General features: G+C 67.6%; 21 protein-coding genes. 11 read left to right on the plus strand and 10 right to left on the minus strand.

The window, feature by feature from the left end:
• Positions 1 to 2 precede the first annotated feature (2 nt).
• The 10 genes from ACSQ9I_RS33860 to ACSQ9I_RS33905 all read right to left on the minus strand — a co-directional run bounded on the left by ACSQ9I_RS33860 (position 3) and on the right by ACSQ9I_RS33905 (position 10,547).
• Positions 3 to 890, minus strand: a complete 888-nt coding sequence (locus ACSQ9I_RS33860; protein WP_436316373.1) for a branched-chain amino acid ABC transporter permease — start codon at positions 888 to 890, stop codon at positions 3 to 5.
• Positions 890 to 2,872: an AMP-dependent synthetase/ligase gene (locus tag ACSQ9I_RS33865; RefSeq protein WP_436316374.1), complete on the minus strand. Its 1,983-nt coding sequence runs from the start codon at positions 2,870 to 2,872 to the stop codon at positions 890 to 892. The genes ACSQ9I_RS33860 and ACSQ9I_RS33865 overlap by 1 nt, the downstream gene beginning before the upstream one ends.
• Positions 2,873 to 2,937: 65 nt before the next feature.
• Entirely contained in the window at positions 2,938 to 3,750 is an 813-nt protein-coding gene (locus tag ACSQ9I_RS33870; protein WP_436316376.1) for an ABC transporter ATP-binding protein, read from the minus strand.
• Between the two features lie 235 nt (positions 3,751 to 3,985).
• Entirely contained in the window at positions 3,986 to 4,741 is a 756-nt protein-coding gene (locus ACSQ9I_RS33875; RefSeq protein ID WP_436316377.1) for a TetR/AcrR family transcriptional regulator, read from the minus strand.
• 62 nt (positions 4,742 to 4,803) lie between these two features.
• Positions 4,804 to 5,682: an HpcH/HpaI aldolase/citrate lyase family protein gene (locus tag ACSQ9I_RS33880; RefSeq protein WP_436316378.1), complete on the minus strand. Its 879-nt coding sequence runs from the start codon at positions 5,680 to 5,682 to the stop codon at positions 4,804 to 4,806.
• On the minus strand, positions 5,679 to 6,131 hold the full coding sequence (locus tag ACSQ9I_RS33885; protein ID WP_436316379.1) for a MaoC family dehydratase: 453 nt from the start codon (positions 6,129 to 6,131) through the stop codon (positions 5,679 to 5,681). The genes ACSQ9I_RS33880 and ACSQ9I_RS33885 overlap by 4 nt, the downstream gene beginning before the upstream one ends.
• Before the next feature lie 21 nt (positions 6,132 to 6,152).
• Positions 6,153 to 6,947, minus strand: a complete 795-nt coding sequence (locus tag ACSQ9I_RS33890; RefSeq protein WP_436316380.1) for an enoyl-CoA hydratase/isomerase family protein — start codon at positions 6,945 to 6,947, stop codon at positions 6,153 to 6,155.
• Between the two features lie 5 nt (positions 6,948 to 6,952).
• Positions 6,953 to 8,560 carry an acyl-CoA carboxylase subunit beta gene (locus ACSQ9I_RS33895; protein WP_436316381.1) on the minus strand — a complete coding sequence of 536 codons (1,608 nt, stop codon included), beginning with the start codon at positions 8,558 to 8,560 and terminating at the stop codon, positions 6,953 to 6,955.
• On the minus strand, positions 8,557 to 9,063 hold the full coding sequence (locus tag ACSQ9I_RS33900) for a biotin/lipoyl-containing protein (RefSeq protein ID WP_436316382.1): 507 nt from the start codon (positions 9,061 to 9,063) through the stop codon (positions 8,557 to 8,559). Before ACSQ9I_RS33900 ends, ACSQ9I_RS33895 begins: the two co-directional genes overlap by 4 nt.
• A complete protein-coding gene (locus ACSQ9I_RS33905) occupies positions 9,063 to 10,547 on the minus strand; it encodes an acetyl-CoA carboxylase biotin carboxylase subunit (RefSeq protein WP_436296753.1) in 1,485 nt (494 codons plus the stop codon). The genes ACSQ9I_RS33900 and ACSQ9I_RS33905 overlap by 1 nt, the downstream gene beginning before the upstream one ends.
• Positions 10,548 to 10,743: 196 nt before the next feature.
• Here ACSQ9I_RS33905 and ACSQ9I_RS33910 point away from each other — a divergent pair, with 196 nt between their 5' ends.
• The 11 genes from ACSQ9I_RS33910 to ACSQ9I_RS33960 are packed head-to-tail and all read left to right on the plus strand — an operon-like array spanning position 10,744 to position 21,431.
• On the plus strand, positions 10,744 to 11,955 hold the full coding sequence (locus tag ACSQ9I_RS33910; protein ID WP_436316383.1) for an acyl-CoA dehydrogenase family protein: 1,212 nt from the start codon (positions 10,744 to 10,746) through the stop codon (positions 11,953 to 11,955).
• Positions 11,956 to 11,960: 5 nt separating this feature from the next.
• Positions 11,961 to 12,875 (plus strand): SDR family oxidoreductase, encoded by a 915-nt coding sequence (locus ACSQ9I_RS33915; RefSeq protein ID WP_436316384.1) that lies wholly within the window; start codon positions 11,961 to 11,963, stop codon positions 12,873 to 12,875.
• Positions 12,868 to 13,797 carry a 3-keto-5-aminohexanoate cleavage protein gene (locus ACSQ9I_RS33920; RefSeq protein WP_436316385.1) on the plus strand — a complete coding sequence of 310 codons (930 nt, stop codon included), beginning with the start codon at positions 12,868 to 12,870 and terminating at the stop codon, positions 13,795 to 13,797. The genes ACSQ9I_RS33915 and ACSQ9I_RS33920 overlap by 8 nt, the downstream gene beginning before the upstream one ends.
• A gap of 8 nt (positions 13,798 to 13,805) precedes the next feature.
• On the plus strand, positions 13,806 to 14,987 hold the full coding sequence (locus tag ACSQ9I_RS33925; protein ID WP_436316386.1) for a lipid-transfer protein: 1,182 nt from the start codon (positions 13,806 to 13,808) through the stop codon (positions 14,985 to 14,987).
• 9 nt (positions 14,988 to 14,996) lie between these two features.
• The gene (locus tag ACSQ9I_RS33930; RefSeq protein WP_436316387.1) at positions 14,997 to 15,446 is read left to right on the plus strand and encodes a MaoC family dehydratase N-terminal domain-containing protein; all 450 of its coding nucleotides are present in this window, start codon (positions 14,997 to 14,999) and stop codon (positions 15,444 to 15,446) included.
• A gap of 1 nt (position 15,447) precedes the next feature.
• The gene (locus ACSQ9I_RS33935) at positions 15,448 to 15,879 is read left to right on the plus strand and encodes a MaoC/PaaZ C-terminal domain-containing protein (RefSeq protein WP_436316388.1); all 432 of its coding nucleotides are present in this window, start codon (positions 15,448 to 15,450) and stop codon (positions 15,877 to 15,879) included.
• A complete protein-coding gene (locus ACSQ9I_RS33940) occupies positions 15,876 to 16,712 on the plus strand; it encodes an SDR family NAD(P)-dependent oxidoreductase (RefSeq protein ID WP_436307085.1) in 837 nt (278 codons plus the stop codon). The genes ACSQ9I_RS33935 and ACSQ9I_RS33940 overlap by 4 nt, the downstream gene beginning before the upstream one ends.
• 10 nt (positions 16,713 to 16,722) lie before the next feature.
• Positions 16,723 to 17,511 (plus strand): ABC transporter ATP-binding protein, encoded by a 789-nt coding sequence (locus tag ACSQ9I_RS33945; RefSeq protein WP_436316389.1) that lies wholly within the window; start codon positions 16,723 to 16,725, stop codon positions 17,509 to 17,511.
• Positions 17,508 to 19,496, plus strand: coding sequence for an AMP-dependent synthetase/ligase (locus tag ACSQ9I_RS33950; RefSeq protein WP_436316390.1), 1,989 nt, complete (start codon positions 17,508 to 17,510; stop codon positions 19,494 to 19,496). Before ACSQ9I_RS33945 ends, ACSQ9I_RS33950 begins: the two co-directional genes overlap by 4 nt.
• Positions 19,493 to 20,377, plus strand: coding sequence for a branched-chain amino acid ABC transporter permease (locus tag ACSQ9I_RS33955; protein WP_436316391.1), 885 nt, complete (start codon positions 19,493 to 19,495; stop codon positions 20,375 to 20,377). Before ACSQ9I_RS33950 ends, ACSQ9I_RS33955 begins: the two co-directional genes overlap by 4 nt.
• Before the next feature lies 1 nt (position 20,378).
• Positions 20,379 to 21,431: a branched-chain amino acid ABC transporter permease gene (locus ACSQ9I_RS33960; protein ID WP_436316392.1), complete on the plus strand. Its 1,053-nt coding sequence runs from the start codon at positions 20,379 to 20,381 to the stop codon at positions 21,429 to 21,431.
• Positions 21,432 to 21,483 lie beyond the last annotated feature (52 nt).

Below are 21,483 nucleotides of genomic sequence, written 5' to 3' on the forward strand. Positions count from 1 at the left end.
TGTCAGACCCGTTCGATGTGCTCGCTGCCGAACAGGCCGTGCGGACGCACCAGCACCGTCAGCAGAATGAAGACCGAGGCGACGATGTCGCGCGTGCCTCCGCCCACGAGCGGGTCCAGCACGCCGGCCGCGACGCTTTCCGCGATGCCGATCACGAGGCCGGCGACCAGCACGCCCGGCACGCTATCGAGCCCGCCGAGGATCGCGATCGCGAGCGCCTTGAGCAGCAGCAGAGACAACGTCCAGTCGACGCCCTGCACCGAGCCCCACAGGATGCCCGCGGCCCCGGCGGACACGCCCGCCAGCCCCCAGGCGACCGCGATCACGTGCTCGACCCGGATGCCGACCGACCAGGCCGCGATCTTGTCGTCCGACACGGCGCGCATGCGCACGCCCAGCGGCGAGTTGAAGAAGGCCATCGAGCCAACGATCAGCACCAGGGCGATCACGCCGCCCGCGAGATAGGCGCGGTTGACCAGGATGTCGCCCAGCAGCACCGGCGCCTGCGGGATCCCCAGGTCCAGCCGCTTCACCGAGGAGCCCAGCAACCCAGGAACCAGTCCGCGCAACAGGATCTCGAGACCGAGCGTGAGCATGATGACCATCACCACGGGCTGGCCGATCATGCGACGCAGCAGAAGGCGCTCGACCAGCATGCCCGCCAAGAACAGCACCACCAGCGACAGCAGGGCTGCGGCCCAGACCGGCAGCCCGAGTGCCGTCGTGATCAGCAGGCAGGCGTAGCCGCCCGCCATCGCGAAGGCCCCCTGCGCCAGGTTGGCATAGCCCGAGGCCTTGTAGACCAGCACGATGCCCAGCGCCACGAGCGCGTACATCAGGCCCACCAGGGCGCCATTGATCGTGAGTTCCGCATACAGCAGGATGTCCATCAGTCGACCCTCTTGAGTTGCAAGGTGCGGCGCATCGCGCTGGTCTGGCCGCTTTCGTAGGTGATGGCGGTGTCGAAATCGACCGTCTCGGCAGCGCCGTACAGTGCCTCGATCACCACCGCATAGCGCTCCTCGACCGTGCCGCGGCGCAGCTTGCGGGTGCGCGTGATCTCGCCGTCGTCGGCATCGAAATCCTTGGGCAGGTTGACGAAGCGGCGCAGGGCCAGCTCCGGCTTGAGCACGCGGTTGACGCGCTCGAACACGCCTGCGATCAGCGCCACCACCTCCGGGCGCTGGGAAAGATCCGCATAGGAGGTGTAGGGCAGGGCGCGTTCTTCGGCCCAGTGGCCCACTGCCTCGAAGTCGATGCATACCAGCGCGCCGAGCCGGTCGCGCCCCGCGCCGACCACGGCCGCATTGCGGATGTAGGGGCTGAACTTGAGCCGGTTCTCGATGTAGTTCGGAACGAAGCGTTCGCCGCCCGCGGTGTGCTTGACCTCGCTGACGCGGCCCAGCACGACCAGTTGCCCATCCGGCTCGAAGTAGCCGGTGTCGCCCGTGGAGAGCCAGCCTTCGTGCAATGCCTCGGCCGTAGCGTCGGGGTTCTCGTAGTAACCGTCGAACACCGAGGCCGAACGCACCAGAATCTCGCCGCGTTCGTCGATGCGCATCTCGACGTTGGGCATCGGCCGGCCGACCGTGTGCAGCTTGACATCGCCATCGCCCTGGGCGGCCGTGAGCGCCGCTGTTTCGGTCTGTCCGTAGAACTGGCGCAGGTTGATGCCCAGTGCGCGAAAGGTCAGGAAGGTGTCTTCGCCGAGCGCCTCGCCCCCCGTGTAGGCGCGCCGCGCGCGCGAGAGGCCCAGGATGTCCCGGATCGGTGCGAAGACCAGCCATTCGCCGAGCTGCCGCACGAAGCGTTCGCCGATGTTCGGCGCGTGCCCGTCCAGGCGCCGTCGCTCGACCTCGATGGCGCGGCCCATGAACCACTCGTAAAGAAAGCGCTTGAAGCGCGTCGACTCGGCCATGCCGACCTGCACGCGCGTGAGCATGTGGTCCCAGGCGCGCGGCGCCGCAAGATACATCGTGGGCGCCACCTCGCGCAGATCGTGCAGCACCGTCTCCTGGCGCTCGGGAATGTTGATCGTGAAGGCCAGCACCAGCCCCGCGCCGAGCGTGAAGACGAAGTCGCCGACCCAGGCCATCGGCAGGTAGGCGTAGTGCTCCTCGTGCAGCTGGAAGTAGCCCGCGGCGGCCGCGTTGCGTACGCCGCCGATGATGTTCGCCTGACTCAGCGGAATGCCCTTGGGCATGCCCGTGGTGCCCGAGGAATGAAGCAGCACGGCCGTGTCCCGCGGCGTCGCCTGCATCATCAGTGCGTCGATGAGCGCCGGCTCGCGGCCCAGCCGTGCGCGTCCACGCTCGAGCAGCGCCTCCAGCGAGACAAGCCCCGGCTCGTTGCAAGCCTTGAGACCGCGCGGGTCGTGGTAGACGATGGTGCGCGGCTGGCCGTCGCTGTGCTTGCGCAGCTCCAGCAGCTTGTCGACCTGCTCCTGGTCTTCGACGATGGCCACCTCCGGGTGGCCCAACTGGCTGTAGTGCTTGAGCTCCGACGGCGGCACGTCGGGATAGATGGGGGCGGGGAAGGCGCACAGCGCCATGGTGGCGAGCATCGCCTCGTACAGTCGCAGACGGTTGTCGCCGATCACCATCACCGCGTGGCCGGGCCGCACGCCGGCTTCCTGGAGTCCGACGGCCAGGGCGATCACGTCGCCGAGGATCGCCGCCCAGTCGTGTTCGACCCAAATGCCGCGATCGCGCTCGCGCACCGCGACGCGCGCTGGATACGCGAGCACGTTGCGCGCCATGGCCGCGATCAGCGATGCGGGTTCGCCTTCGCTGCCGCCTTGCCAGCGTTCGCTGGCGGCAACGAGGCGCGTGCGCAGTTCGGTTGCACGGCCTTCTCCGCCAGACTGCGCCACTTCGTCTGCTGCCCCTGCCCCCTCCTGAAAGCGGAGGCGAGCGCCTTCGCTCGTTCGGGTGGCACTCATGCGATCGCCCCCGCGCGCTGCGCTGCTCGATGGCCCAGATAGGCTTCGACCACGGCCGGCGACGAGATCGCCTCGCGGGCCGGTCCCTGCGCGATGGCCTCGCCGTAGCTGAGGACCAGCACCTGGTCGCACAGCGACGTGACCACGTCCATGTGGTGCTCGATCAGGAGGATGGAAACGCCACGCTCGTCGCGAGCATCGAGGATGTAGCGCGCGAGGTATTCCTTCTCCTCCTGGTTCATGCCGGCCATCGGCTCATCGAGGATCAGGAACTTCGGCTCCGAGGCGAGGGCGCGCGCCAGTTCAACGCTCTTCTGCAGGCCCGGCGGGATCGACTCGATCGGTTCGTCGCGGATGCCCTGCAACTGCATGAAATCGATGATCTCCTCGACGATGCGGCGGTGCGCCGTTTCCTCGCGCGCCGCCCAGACCCAGTAGCAGAGCGAGGCCAGCGCGCTCGGGCGCATGTGGACGTGGCGACCGAGCAGGATGTTGTCGAGTACGCTCATGCCGCGAAAGAGTGCGAGGTTCTGGAAGGTGCGCGCCACGGCCTGCTGCGCGATGCGGTAGGGCCGCATGCCGGTGATGTCCTGGCCGAAGAGGTGCACGCGGCCTGCCTGCGGCGGGTAGAAGCCGGTAACGACGTTGATCATGGTCGTCTTGCCGCTGCCGTTCGGGCCCACGAGCCCGAAGATCTCGCCCTGGCGAACGGCGAAGCTCACGCCCTTGAGCGCCTTCAGGCCGCCGAACGAGCGTTCGATGCCCTCGCATTCGAGGACCACAGGGCTCCCGGATTCCGTTGCGCTCACGCTGTCTCCGTTCCAGTATCCGCCCGTGTCAGGGCGCGGTTGTTTGAGTCGAGCTCGTTTTGGCTTCGAAGACTTTCAACAGCCATCGGCCGGCTTCGGCTCGCGATAATTTGAGTCTAGGTCAAATAAATGAATGAGCCTTAGGTGCAAACACTTAGTTTTCCTGGGAGACTCTCAAATGAAAAAGGCCGCGGGCGATGTCGCCGGCGGCCTTTGAGTTTGATTCAGAAGAGGGTCAGGAAGATTTTCGCTGCGTGGCCTTGGCTGTTGTGACCAGTGCCTCGAGTCGCGCGAGGCGGGCCTCCACGTTGTCCTCGCGGAGCTCCTGCGCAGGTTGCAAGCCCCGCAGCATGAGATCGGTATAGCGGTCGGCGACGAGCTCCACGTCGACGCGCTGCGTGCCGAAGAGCACGGGCCACATCAGGTGCTCCAGCCCACCGTAGAGCATCGAACGCACGAATTCGACGTCGACGGAGGCGCCGAGTTCGCCGTCCCGGGCCGCATCCTCGAGCGCGAGCCTGACGTACTGCGTGTATCGCACGTGAAGCGCGTGCAGGCCGGAGCTCGTGTATTCGGGACCGGTGCGCACCTCGTGCAGGACCAGCTTGGCGAGGCCGGGCGTCTCGACGTAGACGCGCACGTGGCGCCAGATGATGAAGCGCAGGCGCGCGCGCAGGCCCTGGAGCCGCGCGTAGCCCTCGCCGACATCTCGGATCAGTGGCTCGTAGAGCTCGCGCAGCACTTCGTGGAGCAGGTCGCGCTTGGTCGGGAAGTAACTGAATACCAGGCCTTCGACGATGCCGACGCGGCTCGCGATCTCGCTGACGGAGGTGCCCTGGAAGCCTTTTTCCAGGAACACCTCGCGCGCGGCCGCGAGGATCTCGTTGGCGCGGCGCTGGCGCCGCTCCGACAGCGGGGCGAGCGCGCTGTCCGTGGCGCGCTTGTCGGCCTTCTCGCTCTTGCTGCGCGGTCGCTTTGTGCTGATCTTCATGGGGTGCGGGATTGCGCCTGTTGTCTTCGCACGGAGCTTACTATGCGGCGCGGGCCGGGCGTTCATGCCGCGAGCCCCAGCGTCTGCAGTGCCTGCGTGAGATGGGGCTTGTCCACCATCTGCCCGTCGATGCTGAGCGTGCCGGCCTCCGGCTGCGCGGCGAAGGCGTCGACGATGCTGCGCGCATGCGCCAGTTCGGCTTCGGTTGGTGAGTAGGCCGCGTTGATCGTCGCCACCTGGTCGGGATGGATCGCGATGCGCCCGCGGAAGCCGCGCCGGCGCGACACCCGGCAGGCAGCCTCCAGGCCTGCGACATCGCGGAAGTCGGCGTGCAGCGTATCGATCGCCGGCACGCCAGCGGCGGCCGCGGCGCACAGGCACAGCGAGTTGGCCAGTGTGTACAGCGGCGAATACCAGCCGTCTTCCTCGCGGTTGGAGACCGCGCCGATGGCCGTCGAGAGGTCCTCGGCGCCCCAGGTCAGGCCGGCCAGTCGGGGCAGGGGTGTGGTGAATGACTGCATGCCGAGCATCGCCTGTGGCGTCTCGGTTGCGACCGGCACGACGCGAATGGTGCCCGGCGCGATGCCGGCGCGCGCCTCCAGCGCATCCAAGCAATGGCCGAGGTGGATGATGTCCGCGGCGCTGCGGATCTTGGGCAGCAGGATGCCGGCCAGGCCCCGGGTGACAACGGCTGCCAGGTCATCCATCGCCAGCGCCGTGTCGAGCGGGTTGATGCGCACGAAGAGCCGCGAGGCCAGTGTGGTCGCCTGGGCGCCGACAAAGGAAGCCGCGGCGCCGCGCGCGCGGGACTTGCGCGAATCCGCGACCGAATCCTCGAGGTCCAGGATCAGCACGTCTGCCGCGCTCTCCACCGACTTGGCGAGCTTGCGTTCGCTGTCCGCCGGGACGAACAGCATCGAGCGAAGCTTGAAACCGCTCATGTCGGCCTCTTGAGCATCAGTGCCTGCCGCGTGCAGGTGCAGACCTCTTCGTTGCGCTGGTTGAAGCCTTGGTGCAGGAAGGTCGCTATGCCGGCGTTCGGGCGCGACTTGCTCTCGCGCAAATCCTTCACCGTGGTGCGCGAGCGGATCGTGTCGCCAGTGAACACCGGAAAAGGAAAGCGCGTGTCGGTCATGCCGAGATTCGCCACCGTCGTGCCCAGCGTCGTCTCCTGCACCGACAGGCCGATCACCAGCCCGAGCGTGAAGATGCTGTTGACCAAGGGGCGGCCGAACTCGGTGCCCTTGCAGTATTCGGCGTCGATGTGGATCGCGGCCGGATTGCAGGTCGCGTTGCTGAACCACATGTTGTCCGCTTCGGTGACGGTGCGGCGTATCTCGTGCTCGAACGCCTGTCCGACGCTGAACTCCTCGAACCAGTGGCCTGCCATCGTCTTGCTCCTTGAAAATGTTCAATGTGCGGCGCCGGTGGTGCGCTGCGCAAAGGCGCGCACGCGCTCGCGCAGCACCTCTGTGCGAGCGCAGCGGAGGAACCATTCCTTCTCGCGCCGCAGGCGTTCCTCAAGGGCCGGCAGTGCGCTGGCCTGGAGCAGGGCCTTCGCGCCGGCCACCGCCAGACGCGGCAGCGCGGCCAGGCGCCGGGCGGCCGCCAGGCCTGCATCATCGAGCCCCCCTTCATCGACCAGTTCGCTGACGATGCCAAGCCGATGCGCCAGCTCGGCCCCCAGGGGTGCCGGCGAAAGGCAGATCTCCAGCGCGCGGTGCGGACCGACCCGCGCCGCGAGCGAATGCGTGAAACCGGTGTCCGGCGTGGCGCCGAGCTGCGGATAGGCGACGACGAAGCGCGCCGAGCGCGACGCGATCACGCTGTCGCAAGCGAGCGCCAGCGAGAAGCCGCCGCCGGCGGCCACGGCGTGTACGCAAGCGATGACCGGCACCGGCAGGCCGCTGAGCGCCAGCACCGCCGCATGCGCCTGGTCGATCAACTCGCTGAGGTAGACCGGGAGGTCGTCCAGGCGGGCTCGCATCTGGTCGATGTCGGCGCCGACGCAGAAGGCCGGTCCCTCGGCACGCAGCAGCACCGCATGCAGGGTATCGTCTTTAGCGAAGGAGGCGCAGGCGCTGCTCAGCCCTTCGCAGAAGGCGCCGTCGATGACGTTCGGCCCTGCTTTGCGGCGCAGCGTCAGCACCGCCACGCCGGTTTCGGGCCGTGCGGCATGGACTCGCGCGTCGTCTTCGGACACCATCGGCCTCAAATGCGGAACACGCCGTAGCTGGGCGGCGCGATCGGTTGGTTCAGCGCCGCCGAGATCGCGATACCCAGTGCGTTGCGCGTGTCGACCGGGTCGAGGATGCCGTCGTCCCAGATCTTCGAGGTGGAATAGAGCGCGCTCGACTGGCGGCGGTAGTCCTCCAGCACCGGGTCGCGGATGGCCGCGACTTCCTCGAGGCTCAGGTTCGCGCCCGTGCGAGCCAGCTGCCGCAACTTCACGTCGGCCAGCACGTTGGCCGCCTGCTCGGCCCCCATCACCGAGATCTGGCTCTGCGGCCACATGAACAGGAAGCGTGGATCGAAGGCGCGGCCCGACATGCCGTAGTTGCCCGCGCCGAAGGAGCCGTTGCAGATCACGGTGAACTTGGGCACCTCGGAGCCCGCCACCGCCATGATCATCTTGGCGCCGTCCTTGGTGATGCCGCGGCGCTCGTAGTCGCGCCCGACCATGAAGCCGGTGATGTTCTGCAGGAAGATCAGCGGCGTGCGGTTCTGATTGCACAGCTCGATGAAGTGCGTGCCCTTTTGCGCGCTCTCGTTGAACAGCACGCCGTTGTTGGCCAGGATGCCGACCTTGTAGCCCCACAGGTTCGCGAAGCCGCACAGCAGCGTGGGCGCGTAGGCCGGCTGGTACTCGTGGAAGCGGCTGCCGTCGACCATGCGCGCGATGATCTCGCGCATGTCGAACTGCACCTTGATGTCGCGCGGGATGATGCCGTACAGCTCCTGCGGGTCGTAGAGGGGGGCCTCGGGCTCCTGCCATTGCACGTCGGCCTTGACCGGGCGCTTCCATTGCGCGACCACATCGCGCGCGATGGCGATGGCTTCGTATTCGTTGCTGGCCGGATAGTCGGCGGTCCCCGAGATCCGCGTGTGCACGTCGCAGCCGCCTAGCTCGTCGGCGCTGACTTCTTCGCCCGTGGCCGCCTTCACCAGCGGCGGGCCGCCGAGGAAGATGGCGCCGTTGCCGCGCACGATGACGCTGTAGTCCGACAGCGCCGGCACGTAGGCGCCGCCGGCCGTGCAATGGCCTAGCACGATGGAGACCTGCGGCACGCCCATCTTCGAGAGGATGGATTGGTTGCGGAAGATGCGCCCGGCGTTGTGGCGGTCCGGAAAGAGGTCGGCCTGCAGCGGCAGGAAGCCGCCGGCGCTGTCGCACAGGTGGACCATCGGCAGCCGGTTCTCGACCGCGATGTCGGTGGCGCGCACGATCTTCTTGACCGACAGCGGGTACCAGGCGCCGCCTTTGACGCTGGCGTCCGACGCATTCACCATCACCTCGCGGCCGCTGACGACGCCGATGCCGGTGACCACGCCGGCGCCCGGCACCTCGCCGTCGTAGTCCGCGTTGGCGGCGAGGGTGGAGAGTTCCAGGAAGGGCGTTCCGGGGTCGAGCAACTGCTGCAGCCGCTCGCGCACGAAGAGTTTGTTCTGCCGGGCCAGGCGCTCCATGTCACGCTCCGGGCGGACGTGGCGCACGCTGGCCTGTTGCTGCCGCAGCCCTTCCACCAGCGCCAGATTGTGCTGGCGGTTGGCCTGGAAGTCGGCAGAGCGCGTGTTGAGTGCAGAGTCGATGCGTTTCATGGCGCTGCTGTTCCTCGCTCCAGTGTCACCAGCGGAGCGTCACGTTCAAAGGTCTGGCCCAGGCCGACGTGCAGGGCCTGGACGACGCCATCGCAACTGGCGTTGATCGTCGTTTCCATCTTCATGCTCTCGATCACGAGCAGTGCCTGTCCGCGCTGCACGACTTCGCCTTGCTGTACGGCGACGGAGATCACCGAGCCGGGCATCGGCGCGCGCGCGACGGCCTCGCCTTCGTCGACCGTCTGGTCGGCGAAGCGCGCCAGGCTGTGCGAGTAGTGCAGCAGGTAGGTGTCGCCGTCGAGGTGGATGTGGACGTCGTCGCCGCGCCGTGCGACGAACACTCGGTGGCTGTCGTCGTGCAAGATCAGTTCGTGCGCATGGTCGCCGCGCGGCGACAGGGCCACGGCCAGACTCCCATCGCCGACGTGCAGCCGGTAGGTGGTGCCCGCGCGCGCGAGCCAGACTTCGTGTTCGGCGCCGAGCAGGTGGAATGCATGGGCCATCAATTCCTCCAGGCGCCGATGGCGGCATGCAAGGTGGGCACGGCATCGGCCGCGTCGCGCACGGGCCGCGAGGCCAGTGCTGCGACAGCCAGCAGCTTGTGCAGCTTGGCCGTGTCGAGTGCGGGCTCGGCGGCGACCTCCGGGTGTGCGTCGAGAAAGCCGGTGTGGATCTCGCCGGCTGCGAATGCGGGATGCGACAGCAGCCGCCGCAGGAAGCCGATGTTGGTCTTGCAGCCGAGCAGCACATAGTCGCGCAGGGCTTGCTGCGCACGTTCGATCGCTGCCGCGCGCGTCGCGCCGGAGACGATCAGCTTGGCCAGCATCGGGTCGAAGGCGGCCGTGACGTCCTGCCCGGCCGCGATGCCGGCGTCGATGCGCACACCAGGCCCGTCGGGCTCGTGCAACGCGAGGATCGCGCCGGTGGTCGGCAGGTAGCCGGCGGCGGGGTCTTCGGCATAGACGCGGAATTCGATTGCGTGGCCTTGGGGCCGCAGGTCGTCCTGCCCGAAGCCCAGCCGCTCTCCGGCCGCCACGCGGAGTTGCTGCTCGACCAGATCGAGACCCAGGAGTTCTTCGGTCACCGGATGCTCGACCTGCAGCCGCGTGTTCATCTCGAGGAAGTAGAAGACGCCGTCACCGTAGATGAACTCCACGGTGCCCGCGTTGCTGTACTTGGCGCTGCGCGCGATGCCGGCCGCTGTCGCGCAGATGTCGCGGCGCAGTTCGGGCGTCAGTGCCGGGGAGGGCGTCTCCTCCACGATCTTCTGGAAGCGCCGCTGGACCGAACATTCGCGCTCGAAGAGGTGGAGCACATTGCCGTGGCTGTCCCCGAGTACCTGGACCTCGATGTGGCGCGGGTTCTCGACGAAGCGCTCGACGTACAGGCGGCCGTCGCCGAAGTAGCGCTGGCCTTCGCTGCGCGCGCGTTCGATCTCCGGGGCCAGCAGCTTCGGATCGCGCACGATGCGCATGCCCTTGCCGCCGCCGCCGGCCGCCGGCTTGATGAGCAGGGGAAAACTCACCGCGCGGGCACGCTCGACGAAGCTGGCCGGGTCGTCGTCTTCGATGGCCGACGGCGCGACCGGAAAGCCGCTGCGCGCGACGAAGGCGCGGGCCGTGACCTTGTCGCCCATCAGGTCGATGACTTCCGGCGCGGGTCCCACAAACACCAGTCCGGCCGCCTGACAGGCGCGCGCGAAGCCGGCGTTCTCCGACAGGAAGCCGTAGCCGGGGTGGACGGCGCCGGCCCCCGACTGCCCGGCAGCCTCGATGATCTGCGCCCCGTCGAGGTAGGCGGCCACCGGCGTGCTGCCGTGGATCTCGACCGCCGCGTCGGCGTGGCGCACCGCGAGCGACGAGGCATCGACGGCGTGGTGGACCACCACCGCCTTGAGTCCCAGCCGCTGCACGCTGCGAACGATGCGAAGCGCGATCTCGCCCCGGTTGGCGATCAGTACCGAATCGAACGGCCAGTCTTTTTGCACTTGCACTCCATATTTGCGAGCCTTCGGCCCGTCGGATTTTCATTATTGAGTTCAACTCATTTAATCACATGATGGTTTTCCCCAGTCGAAGATGGCGCATATGGTGGTAACTTTATGAGGCTGACTCAATTAACGCTTCGCAGTGGAAGCTTGTGAACAAGGCGCCGTCTTCGGCCGCCGACCGTCTGGAGTACCGATGTCCGAGAGTGTTTTGTCCGCAGCCCAACGCCCGATCGCACAGGTCTTCAGTGGCCTGTCCGACGACGAGGTGGAAATGCTGTCGCAGGCCGACCGCTTCGCCAAGGCCGAGCTCTACCCGCTGGCACAGCGCATGGACGACGAGGAATGGTGGCCGGCCGAGGCGTTCGTGAAAATCGGTGCCAACGGCTACTTCGGCATCACCGCGCCGGAAGCGCTGGGTGGTGCCGGGCTGAGTCTGTTCACGAGCGGCCTCGTCCTGCAGGCCTTTGCGCGCTGGAACCACGCGCTGGCCCTGAGCTGGGTGGCGCACGAGAACCTGTGCCTGCACAACGTGCTGCGCAACGCCGACGAGCAGCAGAAGGCGCGCTACGTGCCCGGCATGTGCAGCGGTCAGCGGGTCGGTGCCCTCGGGCTGACCGAGCCGGGCGCAGGCTCCGACGCGCTGGGCTCGATGCGCACGACGGCGGTACGCGACGGCGACGACTACGTGCTCAACGGCACGAAGATCTTCATCACCAACGGGCCGGTCGCCGACGTGCTCTTGGTGTATGCCAAGACCGACAAGTCGCTTGGCTCGCGCGGCATCTCGGCCTTCCTGGTCGACAAGGACGCGCCGGGCTTCCGCGTGGCGCAGAAGCTCGAAAAGATGGGCTTTCGCGGCAGCCAGACCGGCGAGCTGGTGTTCGACAACTGCCGCGTGCCGGCCGCCAATCGCATCGGCGAGGAGAACGCCGGCGTCAAGGTGGTGATGAGCGGGCTTGACCTCGAGCGCGCCATGATCGCGCCGCTGTGCCTGGGCATCGCCGAGCGCGCGCTGGAGCTGAGCATCGAGTACGCGCGCACGCGCCAGCAGTTCGGCCAGCCGATCGGCAACTTCCAGATGATCCAGGACAAGCTGGCGAAGATGTACGTCGGGGTGGAGGCCATGCGGCTGTTCACCTATCAAACTCTGCGGGCGGTCAGTGCGCTGCACGGTGGCGACGCGGGCCGCGGCGAGATCCACAAGTTGACGGCCGCCTCCGTCATGTTCGCCGCCAACACCATGAATGCGGTGCTCGACGAAGCCGTGCAGGTGCACGGCGGCTATGGCTACATCTGGGAATCCGAGATCAATCGGCTCTACAGGTCAATCAAGCTGCTGGAGATCGGCGCCGGTACGACCGAAGTGCGCAAGCTGATCATCAGCGGCGAACTGCTGCGCGGGTGACGGCCATGAGCGCGAGCACCTCCACGCCGTCGGCTTCAAGCGCGAACTCGATCGCGGCATCGATGGCTGAATCGCTCTGGGCAGAGCCGACGGTCTATCACGCGAGCCTGTTCGAGGGCCGCAGCGTGCTCGTGTCGGGCGGCGGCAGCGGCATCGGCCGCGCCATCGCGCTGCTGTTCGCGCGGCTCGGCGCTCAGGTGATCGTCTGCGGGCGCACGCAGGAGAAACTGGACCAGGTGGCCGCCTTCGCGAAGGAGAGGGGTGCGCGCGTACTGCCCATCGCGGCCAATGTGCGCGACCCGCAGCAGGTGGAAGCGCTGTTCGCGCGCATTGCCTCGGAGTGCGGCACGCTGGCGGCTGTGGTGAACAACGCGGGCGGGCAGTTTCCGCAGCCGGCGATCGACTTCTCGCCCAAGGGCTGGAACGCCGTGGTCGACACCAACCTCAACGGCACCTGGTACATGATGCAGGCGGCCGCGCGCCACTGGCGCGACGCCGCCGCGCCCGGCGCGATCGTCAACGTGGTTGCCGTTGTCGAGCGCGGCATCCCGGGCATCGCGCATTCCATCGCGGCGCGTGCCGGCGTGATCGGCGCCACGCGCACGGTGGCCGTCGAATGGGCGCCGCTGGGCGTGCGCGTCAACTGCCTCGCGCCGGGGCTGACGGCCAGCGAAGGGCTGGAGGTCTATCCGCCCGAGGCGCGCCGCGAATTCCATCGCGCCAATCCGCTGCGCCGACCGGGCAGCCTGCGCGAGATCGCCGAGTCGGCCGTGTTCCTCGCGAGTCCGGCCGCCAGCTTCATGACCGGCGAGGTCATGACCGTCGACGGAGGCGGGCGCCTGTGGGGCGAACTCTGGACCGCTGGCCGCCCTGATCACTTCGGCGATTCAACGTCATCCGAAGGAAGCCCCCATGCCTGAGCGCAAAGTCATCATCACCTGTGCCGTCACGGGGTCGATCCACACGCCCTCGATGTCGCCGCACCTGCCGGTGACGGCCGAGGAGATCGCCGAGGCCGCCGTCGGCGCCGCCGAGGCTGGAGCGGCCATCGTGCACCTGCATGCGCGCAATCCGGTCAACGGTCGGCCAGACCAGTCGCCCGAGGCCTTCGAGCCCTTCCTGCGCGAGATCAAGCGCCGCTCCGACGTCGTGGTCAACCTCACGACCGGCGGCTCGCCCTTCATGTCGATGGAGGAGCGCATTCGCCCGGCCGCCGTCTGGAAGCCCGAGGTAGCGAGCCTGAACATGGGCTCGATGAATTTCGGCCTGTTTCCGATGCTCAAGCGCTTCAAGGACTTCAAGCACGCCTGGGAGTCGGAGATGCTGGAGAACTCGCGCGACCTGGTGTTCCGCAACTCCTTCAAGGACATCGGCTACGCGCTGCGCACGCTCAACGAGACCGGTACGCGCTACGAGTTCGAGTGCTACGACACCAGCCATCTCTACAACCTACAACACTTCTGGCAGGAGGGCCTGGTGCAGGCGCCGCTGTTCATCCAGACCGTGTTCGGGCTGCTGGGCGGCATCGGTGCGCATCCCGAGGACGTGCAGCACATGAAGCGTACGGCCGACCGGCTGTTCGGCGACAACTACCGCTGGTCGGTGCTCGGCGCCGGCCGCAGCCAGATGCCACTGGTGGCGATGGGCGCGGCGCAAGGCGGCAACGTGCGCGTTGGCCTGGAGGACTCGCTGTGGGCCGGCAAGGCGCGGCTCGCCGAGTCCAACGCGCAGCAGGTGCGCCAGGCGCGCGCCATCGTCGAAGGCCTGGGCCTCGAGGTCGCGACGCCGGACGAGGCGCGCGCGATCCTCGCGCTCAAGGGCGCGGACAAGGTTTCTTTTTGAGGACTGAGATGAAGCAAGTACTGGTCGCAGGGGTCGGCATGATCCCGTTCAAGAAGCCGGGCGACAGCCTGCCGTACCATGAGATGGGTGCGCAGGCAGCACGCCAGGCTCTCGCCGATGCGGGGCTGCACTACGACGAGGTGCAGCAGGCCTATGCCGGCTACGTGTACGGCGACTCGACCAGCGGCCAGCGTGCGCTGTACGAGGTCGGCATGAGCGGCATTCCGGTCGTCAACGTCAACAACAACTGCTCGACCGGTTCGACGGCGCTGTTCCTGGCCCGCCAGGCGGTGGCCAGCGGCGCGGTGGACTGCGCGATCGCCGTCGGCTTCGAGCAGATGCAGCCCGGCGCCCTGGCCATGCACTGGCAGGACCGCCCCAATGCCTTCGAGAATTTCGATGCGCTGTGCGACAGCCTGACGGACGGCGTGAAGCTGCCGTTGGCTCTGCGCTACTTCGGCGGTGCCGGCCGCGAGCACATGGCGAAATACGGCACGACGCTCGAGACCTTCGCGAAGATCCGCGCCAAGGCCAGCCGCCATGCGGCGCGCAATCCGCTCGCGCTGTTCCGCAAGGAGGTCACGCCCGAGGAGGTGCTGGCCTCGCCGGTGCTGTGGGAGGGCGTGCTGACGCGGCTCATGGCCTGTCCGCCGACCTGTGGCGGGGCTGCGGCCATTCTGGTCTCGAAGGAATTCGCGGCGCGCAAGGGGCTGACGCCGCGCGTGCAGATCCTCGGCCAGGCGATGACGACGGACCGCGCGAACAGCTTCGACTCGCGCTCGATGATCGATCTGGTCGGCTTCCACCTGAGCGAGGACGCGGCGGCCAAGGTCTACGCCGAAGCCGGCATCGGCCCGAAAGACGTCGACGTCTGCGAGCTGCACGACTGCTTCGCGCAGAACGAGCTGCTCAGCTACGAGGCGCTGGGCTTCTGCCCGGTCGGCGAGGGGGCGCGTTTCGTCGACGAGGCGCGCAACACCTATGGCGGCGACGTGGTCGTCAACCCATCGGGCGGCCTGCTGTCCAAGGGCCATCCGCTGGGCGCCACGGGTCTGGCGCAGTGCTACGAGCTGACGCGCCAGTTGCGCGGCACGGCCGAAGGCACGCAGGTGGAGCGCGCGCGCTTTGCGCTGCAACACAACCTGGGCCTCGGCGGCGCTGCCGTGGTCACCATGTACGGCCAGGCCTAGGAGTCGCGCATGCTGGATCGCACACACATCGGCCGCTCGCTGCGGCGCGTGACGCGCACGGTGGAGGCCGGGCAACTGCGCTTCTTCCTGAATGTCATCGGCGACAAGGACAAGGCGTTCGCGGCCAAGGAAGCGGGGCAGGCGCCGCAGGTGCCGCCGACCTACCTGTTCTGCTTGGAAATGATCGACGGCCCCGAACCGCTCGACTGGCTGACGGACCTGGGCGTCAACCTGCTGCACATCCTGCACGGGCAGCAGCGCTTCGACTACCACGCGCCGGCCTTCGCGGGCGACGTGCTGAGCTTCGACGCTTCCATCGAGGACATCCAGGAGAAGAAGGGCGGGGCGCTGCAGTTCATTTTCAAGAAGACCGAGGTCCGCAACCAGAGCGATGCGCGCATCGCCACGCTGTCCTCGACCGTGATCTACCGTGATCCTGCCTACGCGAAGGGCAAATGACATGAGCCGTCCATCGACTCCTTCCTTCGAGGTCGGCGCCGCATTGCCGGAACTCGTCGTCCCGCCGCTGACGCGGGCGACGCTGGCGCTCTACGCGGGCGCATCGGGCGATCACGTGCCGCTGCACATCGACACCGACGCAGCCCGCAAGGCCGGCGCGCCCGACGTCCTCGGTCACGGCATGCTGAGCGCCGCCTGGCTCGGCCGCCTGCTGACGAACTGGGTCGAGCAGGACCGCATCCGCAGCATCGAGCTGCGCTTCGTCGGCATCTTCCAACTCTACAACGAGGCCCATTGCAGCGGCCGCGTGGTCGAGCAGATCACGCTGGACGGCGGCGAGCGCGCCGTGCGGGTCGAGATCCACCTGAACAACCAGTATGGCGAGGCCAAGGTGCTTGGCGAAGCCGTCGTATCGATCGGAGAACTTCAATGACAACGGGAAATCTCAACGGCAAGGTCGCGCTGGTCAGCGGCTCGGGCCGCGGCATCGGCCGTGCACTGGCGCTGAAGCTGGCGGCCGAGGGCGCGCGGCTGGTCGTCAACGACCTGGACCGCGATGTCGCCGAGCAGGCGGCGCAGGAGATCAAGGCCGCCGGCGGCGAGGCTGTCGCGTGCTGGGGCAACGTGACCGCGCCGGACTTCGCCGACCGCTTCATCAAGTCAGCGGTCGATACCTACCAGGGCCTGGACATCATCGTCAACAACGCCGGCTACACCTGGGACAACGTGATCCAGAAGATGACCGACGAGCAGTGGTACGCCATGCTCGACTGCCACCTGACGGCACCGTTCCGCATCCTGCGCGCCGCACAGCCGGCGATCCGCTCGCTGGTCAAGGCCGATGCGGAGGCCGGTGTGCAGAACTACCGCAAGGTGGTCAACATCTCGTCCATCGCAGGGCTCGGCGGCAATGCCGGCCAGGCCAACTACGCGGCGGCAAAGGCCGGCGTGACGGGACTGACCAAGGCGCTGTCCAAGGAGTGGGGCCGTCTGCGCGTGAACGTGAACACGGTGGCCTTCGGGCTGATCCATACGCGCCTGACCGAGGCCACGGCCGACGCCAATGCGCAGATCGACATCGAGGGACGCGAGATCAAGGTCGGCGTGAACCCGGACCTGATGAAGGCGATGGAAGTGCAGATCCCGCTGGGCCGCGGCGGCACGCCCGAGGAGGCGGCTGGTGCGGTCTACCTGTTCTGCACGCCCGAGTCCAACTACATCTCCGGCCAGACCATCGTCTGCGGCGGTGGCTTCACGCTGTCGTAGGCGACGCGCGATGAACAGCACCCAGCAGGCGGCCGGCAACGTCATCGACGTGCGCGACGTCACGCTGCGCTTCGGCGGTGTGACCGCGCTCGAGAAGCTCTCGATCGAGGTGCACGCCGACGAGCTTGTGGCGCTGATCGGTCCGAACGGCGCCGGGAAGAGTTCCTTCCTCAACGTGCTGTCGGGCTTCTACCGGCCGCAGATCGGCAGCGTGCGCTACAAGGGCGCCGACATCGGCGGCTGGCCAGTGCACCGCGTGGCGGTGGCGGGCATGGCGCGCACTTTCCAGGGCACGCACCTGCTCGGGCGCATGAGCGTGATCGACAACATCATGGTCGGCCGGTTCGCGCACATGAACAGCAGCCTGCTGCAGGCCTTCGCCTATTTTCCGTTCGCGCACCGCGAAGAGGTCCGCCACCGCGAGAAGGCCGAGGAGATCATCGACTTCCTCGAGATCGAGCACATCCGCCACCAGCCGGTCGGCACGCTCGGCTACGGCATGCGCAAGCGCGTCGACCTTGGCCGCGCGCTGGCGACCGAGCCGCAGGTACTGTTGCTCGACGAGCCGATGGCCGGCATGAACGCCGAGGAGAAGGAAGATCTCGCGCGCTTCATCCTCGACGTGCGCGAATTCAAGAAGATTCCCGTGGTGCTCGTCGAGCACGACATGGGCGTGGTGATGGACATCGCCGACCGCGTGGTGGTGCTGAATTTCGGCCGCAAGATCGCCGAGGGCACACCCGCCGAGGTGCAGAACGACCCGGCGGTGATCTCCGCCTACTTGGGAGCCAAGGCATGAAGCCGCAGACCGTGCCGCAATGGCTGCTGTACAACAGCCGGGAGCGCGCCGAGCTCGTCGGCCATCGCTACAAGCAGCGTGGCATCTGGACGGAGTACAGCTGGCGCCGAATCTACGACAAAGTGCAAAGCACGGCGTTCGGCCTGCTGGCGCTGGGCATCGAGCGCGGGCAGACCGTGATGGTGATCGGCGAGAACCGTCCCGAGATCTACTGGGTCGAGTGGGCCGCGATGGCGATCGGCGCGAAGACCGTGACGCTGTACCCGGACTCGTCCGAGGATGAATTGCGCTACGTCGCGGACGATGCGGAGGTGGTGGCCATCTTCGCCGAGGACCAGGAGCAGGTCGACAAGTCGCTCTCGGCACTGGCGCACTGCCCGCGGGTGCGCACGATCTTCTATTGTGAGCCTGGCGGCCTTTGGGACTACCGGCAGCCGGCGCTGCAGAGCCTGGACGCCGTGATCGAAGGCGGCCGGTCGCTGGCGCGCGAATTCCCGCAGCGGGTCGAGCAGGAGATCGAGCGTGGGCAGACCGACGACATCGCGCTGCTCGCCTACACCTCGGGCACGACCGGCCACCCCAAAGGCGTGGTCACGACGCACCGCGCGCTGCTCGACTGCGCAGAGCGGTTGCGGCGTGCGCTGGAGATCCGGCCCCACAGCGAGTACCTGTCGTACATCCCGCTCTCGTGGGTGCCTGAGCAGTGGTTCGGCGTGACGCTGGGCATGTCGCTGCCGATGCGCGTCAACTTCGCCGAACGGCCGGACCAGGTACAGGAAGCGATCCGCGAGCTGGCCGTCGAGGTGATCGTGCTCGGCCCGCGCCAGTGGGAGAACCTGGCCTCGGGCGTGTTCAGCCGCATGATCGATGCAGGGTGGCTGCGGCGGAAGTGGGTCGACTGGGCCCTGGCCGCCGGCACAAAGGTGAACCTGGCGCGCATCGAAGGCCGCGAGTCGACGCCGATGGCGCGGCTGGCCAACGTCGTCGCGGAATGGAGCGTGCTGCGTGGGCTGCGCGACCAACTGGGCCTCAAGCGCGTCAAGGTTGCGATCACCGGCGGTGCGGCGATGTCGCCCGACGTGGTGCGCCTGTTCGCAGGCATGGGGATCGCGCTGCGGAACATCTACGCCTGCAGCGAGTTCGGCCTCGTGTCGGCACACACCGGCGCGCAGTACGACCCCGAAACGATCGGGCGGCCCCTGACCGAACCCACCGAGTGGGGCGAAGCGCTGCAATGGCGTATCTCCGACGCGGGCGAACTGCAGCTGCGCGGCGGCGCGGGCTTCACCGGCTACTGGAAGCGACCCGAGAAGACGGCCGAGAAGTTCGACGGCGATTGGTACCGCACGGGTGACGCGGTGGGCCGCTCGCCCGCCTCGGAGCTGATCTACTACGACCGCATCGAGCACATGAGCGAGCTGCGCTCGGGGGCCAAGTACCCGAAGCAGTTCATCGAGGTGCGCTTGCGCTTCTCGCCCTACATCAAGGAGGTGCTGGTCATCGGTGGCCCGCAGCACGACTTCGTGGTCGCGCTGGTCAACATCGACGAGGTGGTGTTCTCCCGCTGGGCCGAGCAGCGCAACATCGGCTTCACGACCTTCACTGACCTGTCGCAGCGGCCGGAGATCGTCGAGCAGGTGGCCGCGGAGATCCGCGCCGTCAACGCCAAGCTGGAACCGGCGGCCCGCGTGTTGCGCTTCGCGAACCTCCCCAAGGAGCTCGATGCCGACGAGGGCGAACTGACGCGCACGCGCAAGCTCAAGCGCGAGTTCATCGAGGAGCGCTACCGCGACGTGATCGAGGCGCTGTACGCCGGGATTTCGCAGGTCAACGTCGCGATCCCCGTGCGCTATCAGGACGGGCGCAGCGGCACGCTGCGCGCCGCGATGCGGCTCGGCACCGCCAGCCTGCCGGCGCAGCCAGCCACCCCCGTCCGGGCGCCTTCCCCGGTGCTGTCGGCCCTCGAGGCCCAAGAGGTGCAATGATGGAATTTCTCAACTACGTGCTCAACGGCGTGCTGATCGGGCAGCTCTATGCGCTGCTGGCGCTCGGCTTCGTCGTCATCTACCGGGCCAGCAAGGTCTTCAACTTCGCGCAGGGCGAGCTGATGCTGGTGGGCGCGTTCACCGTGTGGACGCTCACCATGGCCAGCGGGCTGCCGACGGTGGTGGCGCTGCCGCTGGCCTTCGTCGCCGCGCTGGCCTATGGCGTCATCATCGAGCGCCTTTTCTTCTCGCGACTGATCGGCGAGTCGGTGTTCTCGATGGTGATGGTCACGATCGGCCTCGTGATCCTGATCCGCGGGTTGATCCTCGTGATCTGGGGGCCGATGGACCGGCAGTTCCCGGCGCTGCTGCCGGCAGCGCCCATCATCGTCGGCGACCTGATCCTGCCGACCTCGCTCACGATCGGCGCCGTGCTGACCGTGGTCCTGGCGGCGGGGCTGTGGTGGTTTTTCAACCGCTCGCGCTTCGGTCTCACGCTCACGGCGGTGGCCGAGGATCCGGCCACCGCGATCTCGCTGGGCATCTCGGTCAAGCGCGCCACCACGCTGGCCTGGATGATGGGCGCGGCGATCTCCACGCTCGGCGCCATCGTCTACCTCAACGGCCGCTCGCTGACGCTGGTGTCCGCCGAGATCGGGCTGGCGGCGCTGCCGGTGGCGCTGTTCGCGGGCCTCGAGTCGATCTTCGGCCTGCTGCTGGCGGGCGCGGTGATGGGCATCCTGCAGTCGCTGGTGAGCGCCTACGTGGACTCGGCGGTCGGCGGCTCCGCATCGACCATCGTGCCCTACGTCTTCATGCTGTTCATGCTTTTCGTACGGCCGACCGGCCTGTTCGGATGGCGCGCGATCGAAAGGGTCTGAAATGGATGCCTCCGGTGTTTACTTCACAAGCTACGGCGGCGACCGTTCGCTGATCCGCACCCGCCCGCAGTGGGTGGCTCTTGCATTGTTCGTGTTCGCCCTGGTGGTGCTGCCCTGGGTGGCGCCCGAGCGTTGGATCAGCATGGGCTACACGATCTTCATCACCGCGGTGGCGGTAATCGGCCTGCAGATCTGCACCGGCTATGCCGGGCAGATCAACATCGGGCAGTCGGCCTTCATGGGCGTTGGCGCCTATGCCTGCGCGGTCGCAGTGGCGCACTGGTCCTTTCCGGTGCCGCTGGCGCTCGTCTTCGGCGGCGTGGCGGCGGCCATCTTCGGTTCGCTGTTCGGACTCTCCGCGGCGCGCATCAAGGGCTTCTACCTGGCCTTGACGACCATCGCCGCGCAGGCGCTGTTCCATTTCTTCGCGCTCAACCTGCCGCGTAACTGGTTCGGCGGGCCGGGCGGCGTGCACCTGGAGGGCGCGACGGCCTTCGGCATCAATCTGGCCAACGACACGGCGATCTACTACTTCGCGCTGATCGTGCTGGTGATCATGACCTTCGGTGCCTTCGGCATCGTGCGCTCCCGCCACGGCCGCGCTTTCGAGGCCGTGCGCGACGACGATGTCGCGGCCGGGATGATGGGCATCAACGTCATGATGACGAAGATGCGCGCCTTCCTCGTCGGCGCGTTCTATGCCGGCATCGCGGGCGGGCTGTGGGCAATCGCGCTGAGGCACGTGTCGGTCGAGCAGTTCACGCTGTTCAGCTCGATCTGGCTGATCTCCATGATGATCGTCGGCGGCCTCGGCTCCATCGTCGGCGCGTTGATCGGCACCGTGCTGATCCAGTTGGCGCGCGAAGGCGTCGCGAACCTCGGCTCGTCGCTGTCGCAGACCTTCCCGATCGTCGGGCAGGACATCGTCTTCGCCAGCATGAACGTACTGCTCGGAACGGTGGTGATCCTGTTCCTGCTGTTCGAGCCCAAGGGGCTGATGCACCGCGTGAACACGGCGAAGCAGGCCTGGCGGCGTTGGCCTTTCCCTTATTGACGGCGGATTTTTCCCTGCGCGACGGCGCCCCTGTTAGCCCACTACACCGGAG

It is taken from the genome of Variovorax sp. LjRoot84 (assembly GCF_964254305.1).
Lineage (GTDB): Bacteria > Pseudomonadota > Gammaproteobacteria > Burkholderiales > Burkholderiaceae_C > Variovorax.

Bases quoted from the DNA above. Each gene is read 5' to 3' on its own strand.
- ACSQ9I_RS33950 (WP_436316390.1), top strand. From the start codon at position 17,508: ATGAAGCCGCAGACCGTGCCGCAATGGCTGCTGTACAACAGCCGGGAG.
- ACSQ9I_RS33895 (WP_436316381.1), bottom strand. From the start codon at position 8,560: ATGAAACGCATCGACTCTGCACTCAACACGCGCTCTGCCGACTTCCAG.
- ACSQ9I_RS33875 (WP_436316377.1), bottom strand. From the start codon at position 4,741: ATGAAGATCAGCACAAAGCGACCGCGCAGCAAGAGCGAGAAGGCCGAC.
- ACSQ9I_RS33900 (WP_436316382.1), bottom strand. From the start codon at position 9,063: ATGGCCCATGCATTCCACCTGCTCGGCGCCGAACACGAAGTCTGGCTC.
- ACSQ9I_RS33880 (WP_436316378.1), bottom strand. From the start codon at position 5,682: ATGAGCGGTTTCAAGCTTCGCTCGATGCTGTTCGTCCCGGCGGACAGC.
- ACSQ9I_RS33910 (WP_436316383.1), top strand. From the start codon at position 10,744: ATGTCCGAGAGTGTTTTGTCCGCAGCCCAACGCCCGATCGCACAGGTC.
- ACSQ9I_RS33940 (WP_436307085.1), top strand. From the start codon at position 15,876: ATGACAACGGGAAATCTCAACGGCAAGGTCGCGCTGGTCAGCGGCTCG.
- ACSQ9I_RS33945 (WP_436316389.1), top strand. From the start codon at position 16,723: ATGAACAGCACCCAGCAGGCGGCCGGCAACGTCATCGACGTGCGCGAC.
- ACSQ9I_RS33885 (WP_436316379.1), bottom strand. From the start codon at position 6,131: ATGGCAGGCCACTGGTTCGAGGAGTTCAGCGTCGGACAGGCGTTCGAG.
- ACSQ9I_RS33930 (WP_436316387.1), top strand. From the start codon at position 14,997: ATGCTGGATCGCACACACATCGGCCGCTCGCTGCGGCGCGTGACGCGC.
- ACSQ9I_RS33920 (WP_436316385.1), top strand. From the start codon at position 12,868: ATGCCTGAGCGCAAAGTCATCATCACCTGTGCCGTCACGGGGTCGATC.
- ACSQ9I_RS33890 (WP_436316380.1), bottom strand. From the start codon at position 6,947: ATGGTGTCCGAAGACGACGCGCGAGTCCATGCCGCACGGCCCGAAACC.
- ACSQ9I_RS33960 (WP_436316392.1), top strand. From the start codon at position 20,379: ATGGATGCCTCCGGTGTTTACTTCACAAGCTACGGCGGCGACCGTTCG.
- ACSQ9I_RS33955 (WP_436316391.1), top strand. From the start codon at position 19,493: ATGATGGAATTTCTCAACTACGTGCTCAACGGCGTGCTGATCGGGCAG.
- ACSQ9I_RS33925 (WP_436316386.1), top strand. From the start codon at position 13,806: ATGAAGCAAGTACTGGTCGCAGGGGTCGGCATGATCCCGTTCAAGAAG.
- ACSQ9I_RS33915 (WP_436316384.1), top strand. From the start codon at position 11,961: ATGAGCGCGAGCACCTCCACGCCGTCGGCTTCAAGCGCGAACTCGATC.
- ACSQ9I_RS33860 (WP_436316373.1), bottom strand. From the start codon at position 890: ATGGACATCCTGCTGTATGCGGAACTCACGATCAATGGCGCCCTGGTG.
- ACSQ9I_RS33935 (WP_436316388.1), top strand. From the start codon at position 15,448: ATGAGCCGTCCATCGACTCCTTCCTTCGAGGTCGGCGCCGCATTGCCG.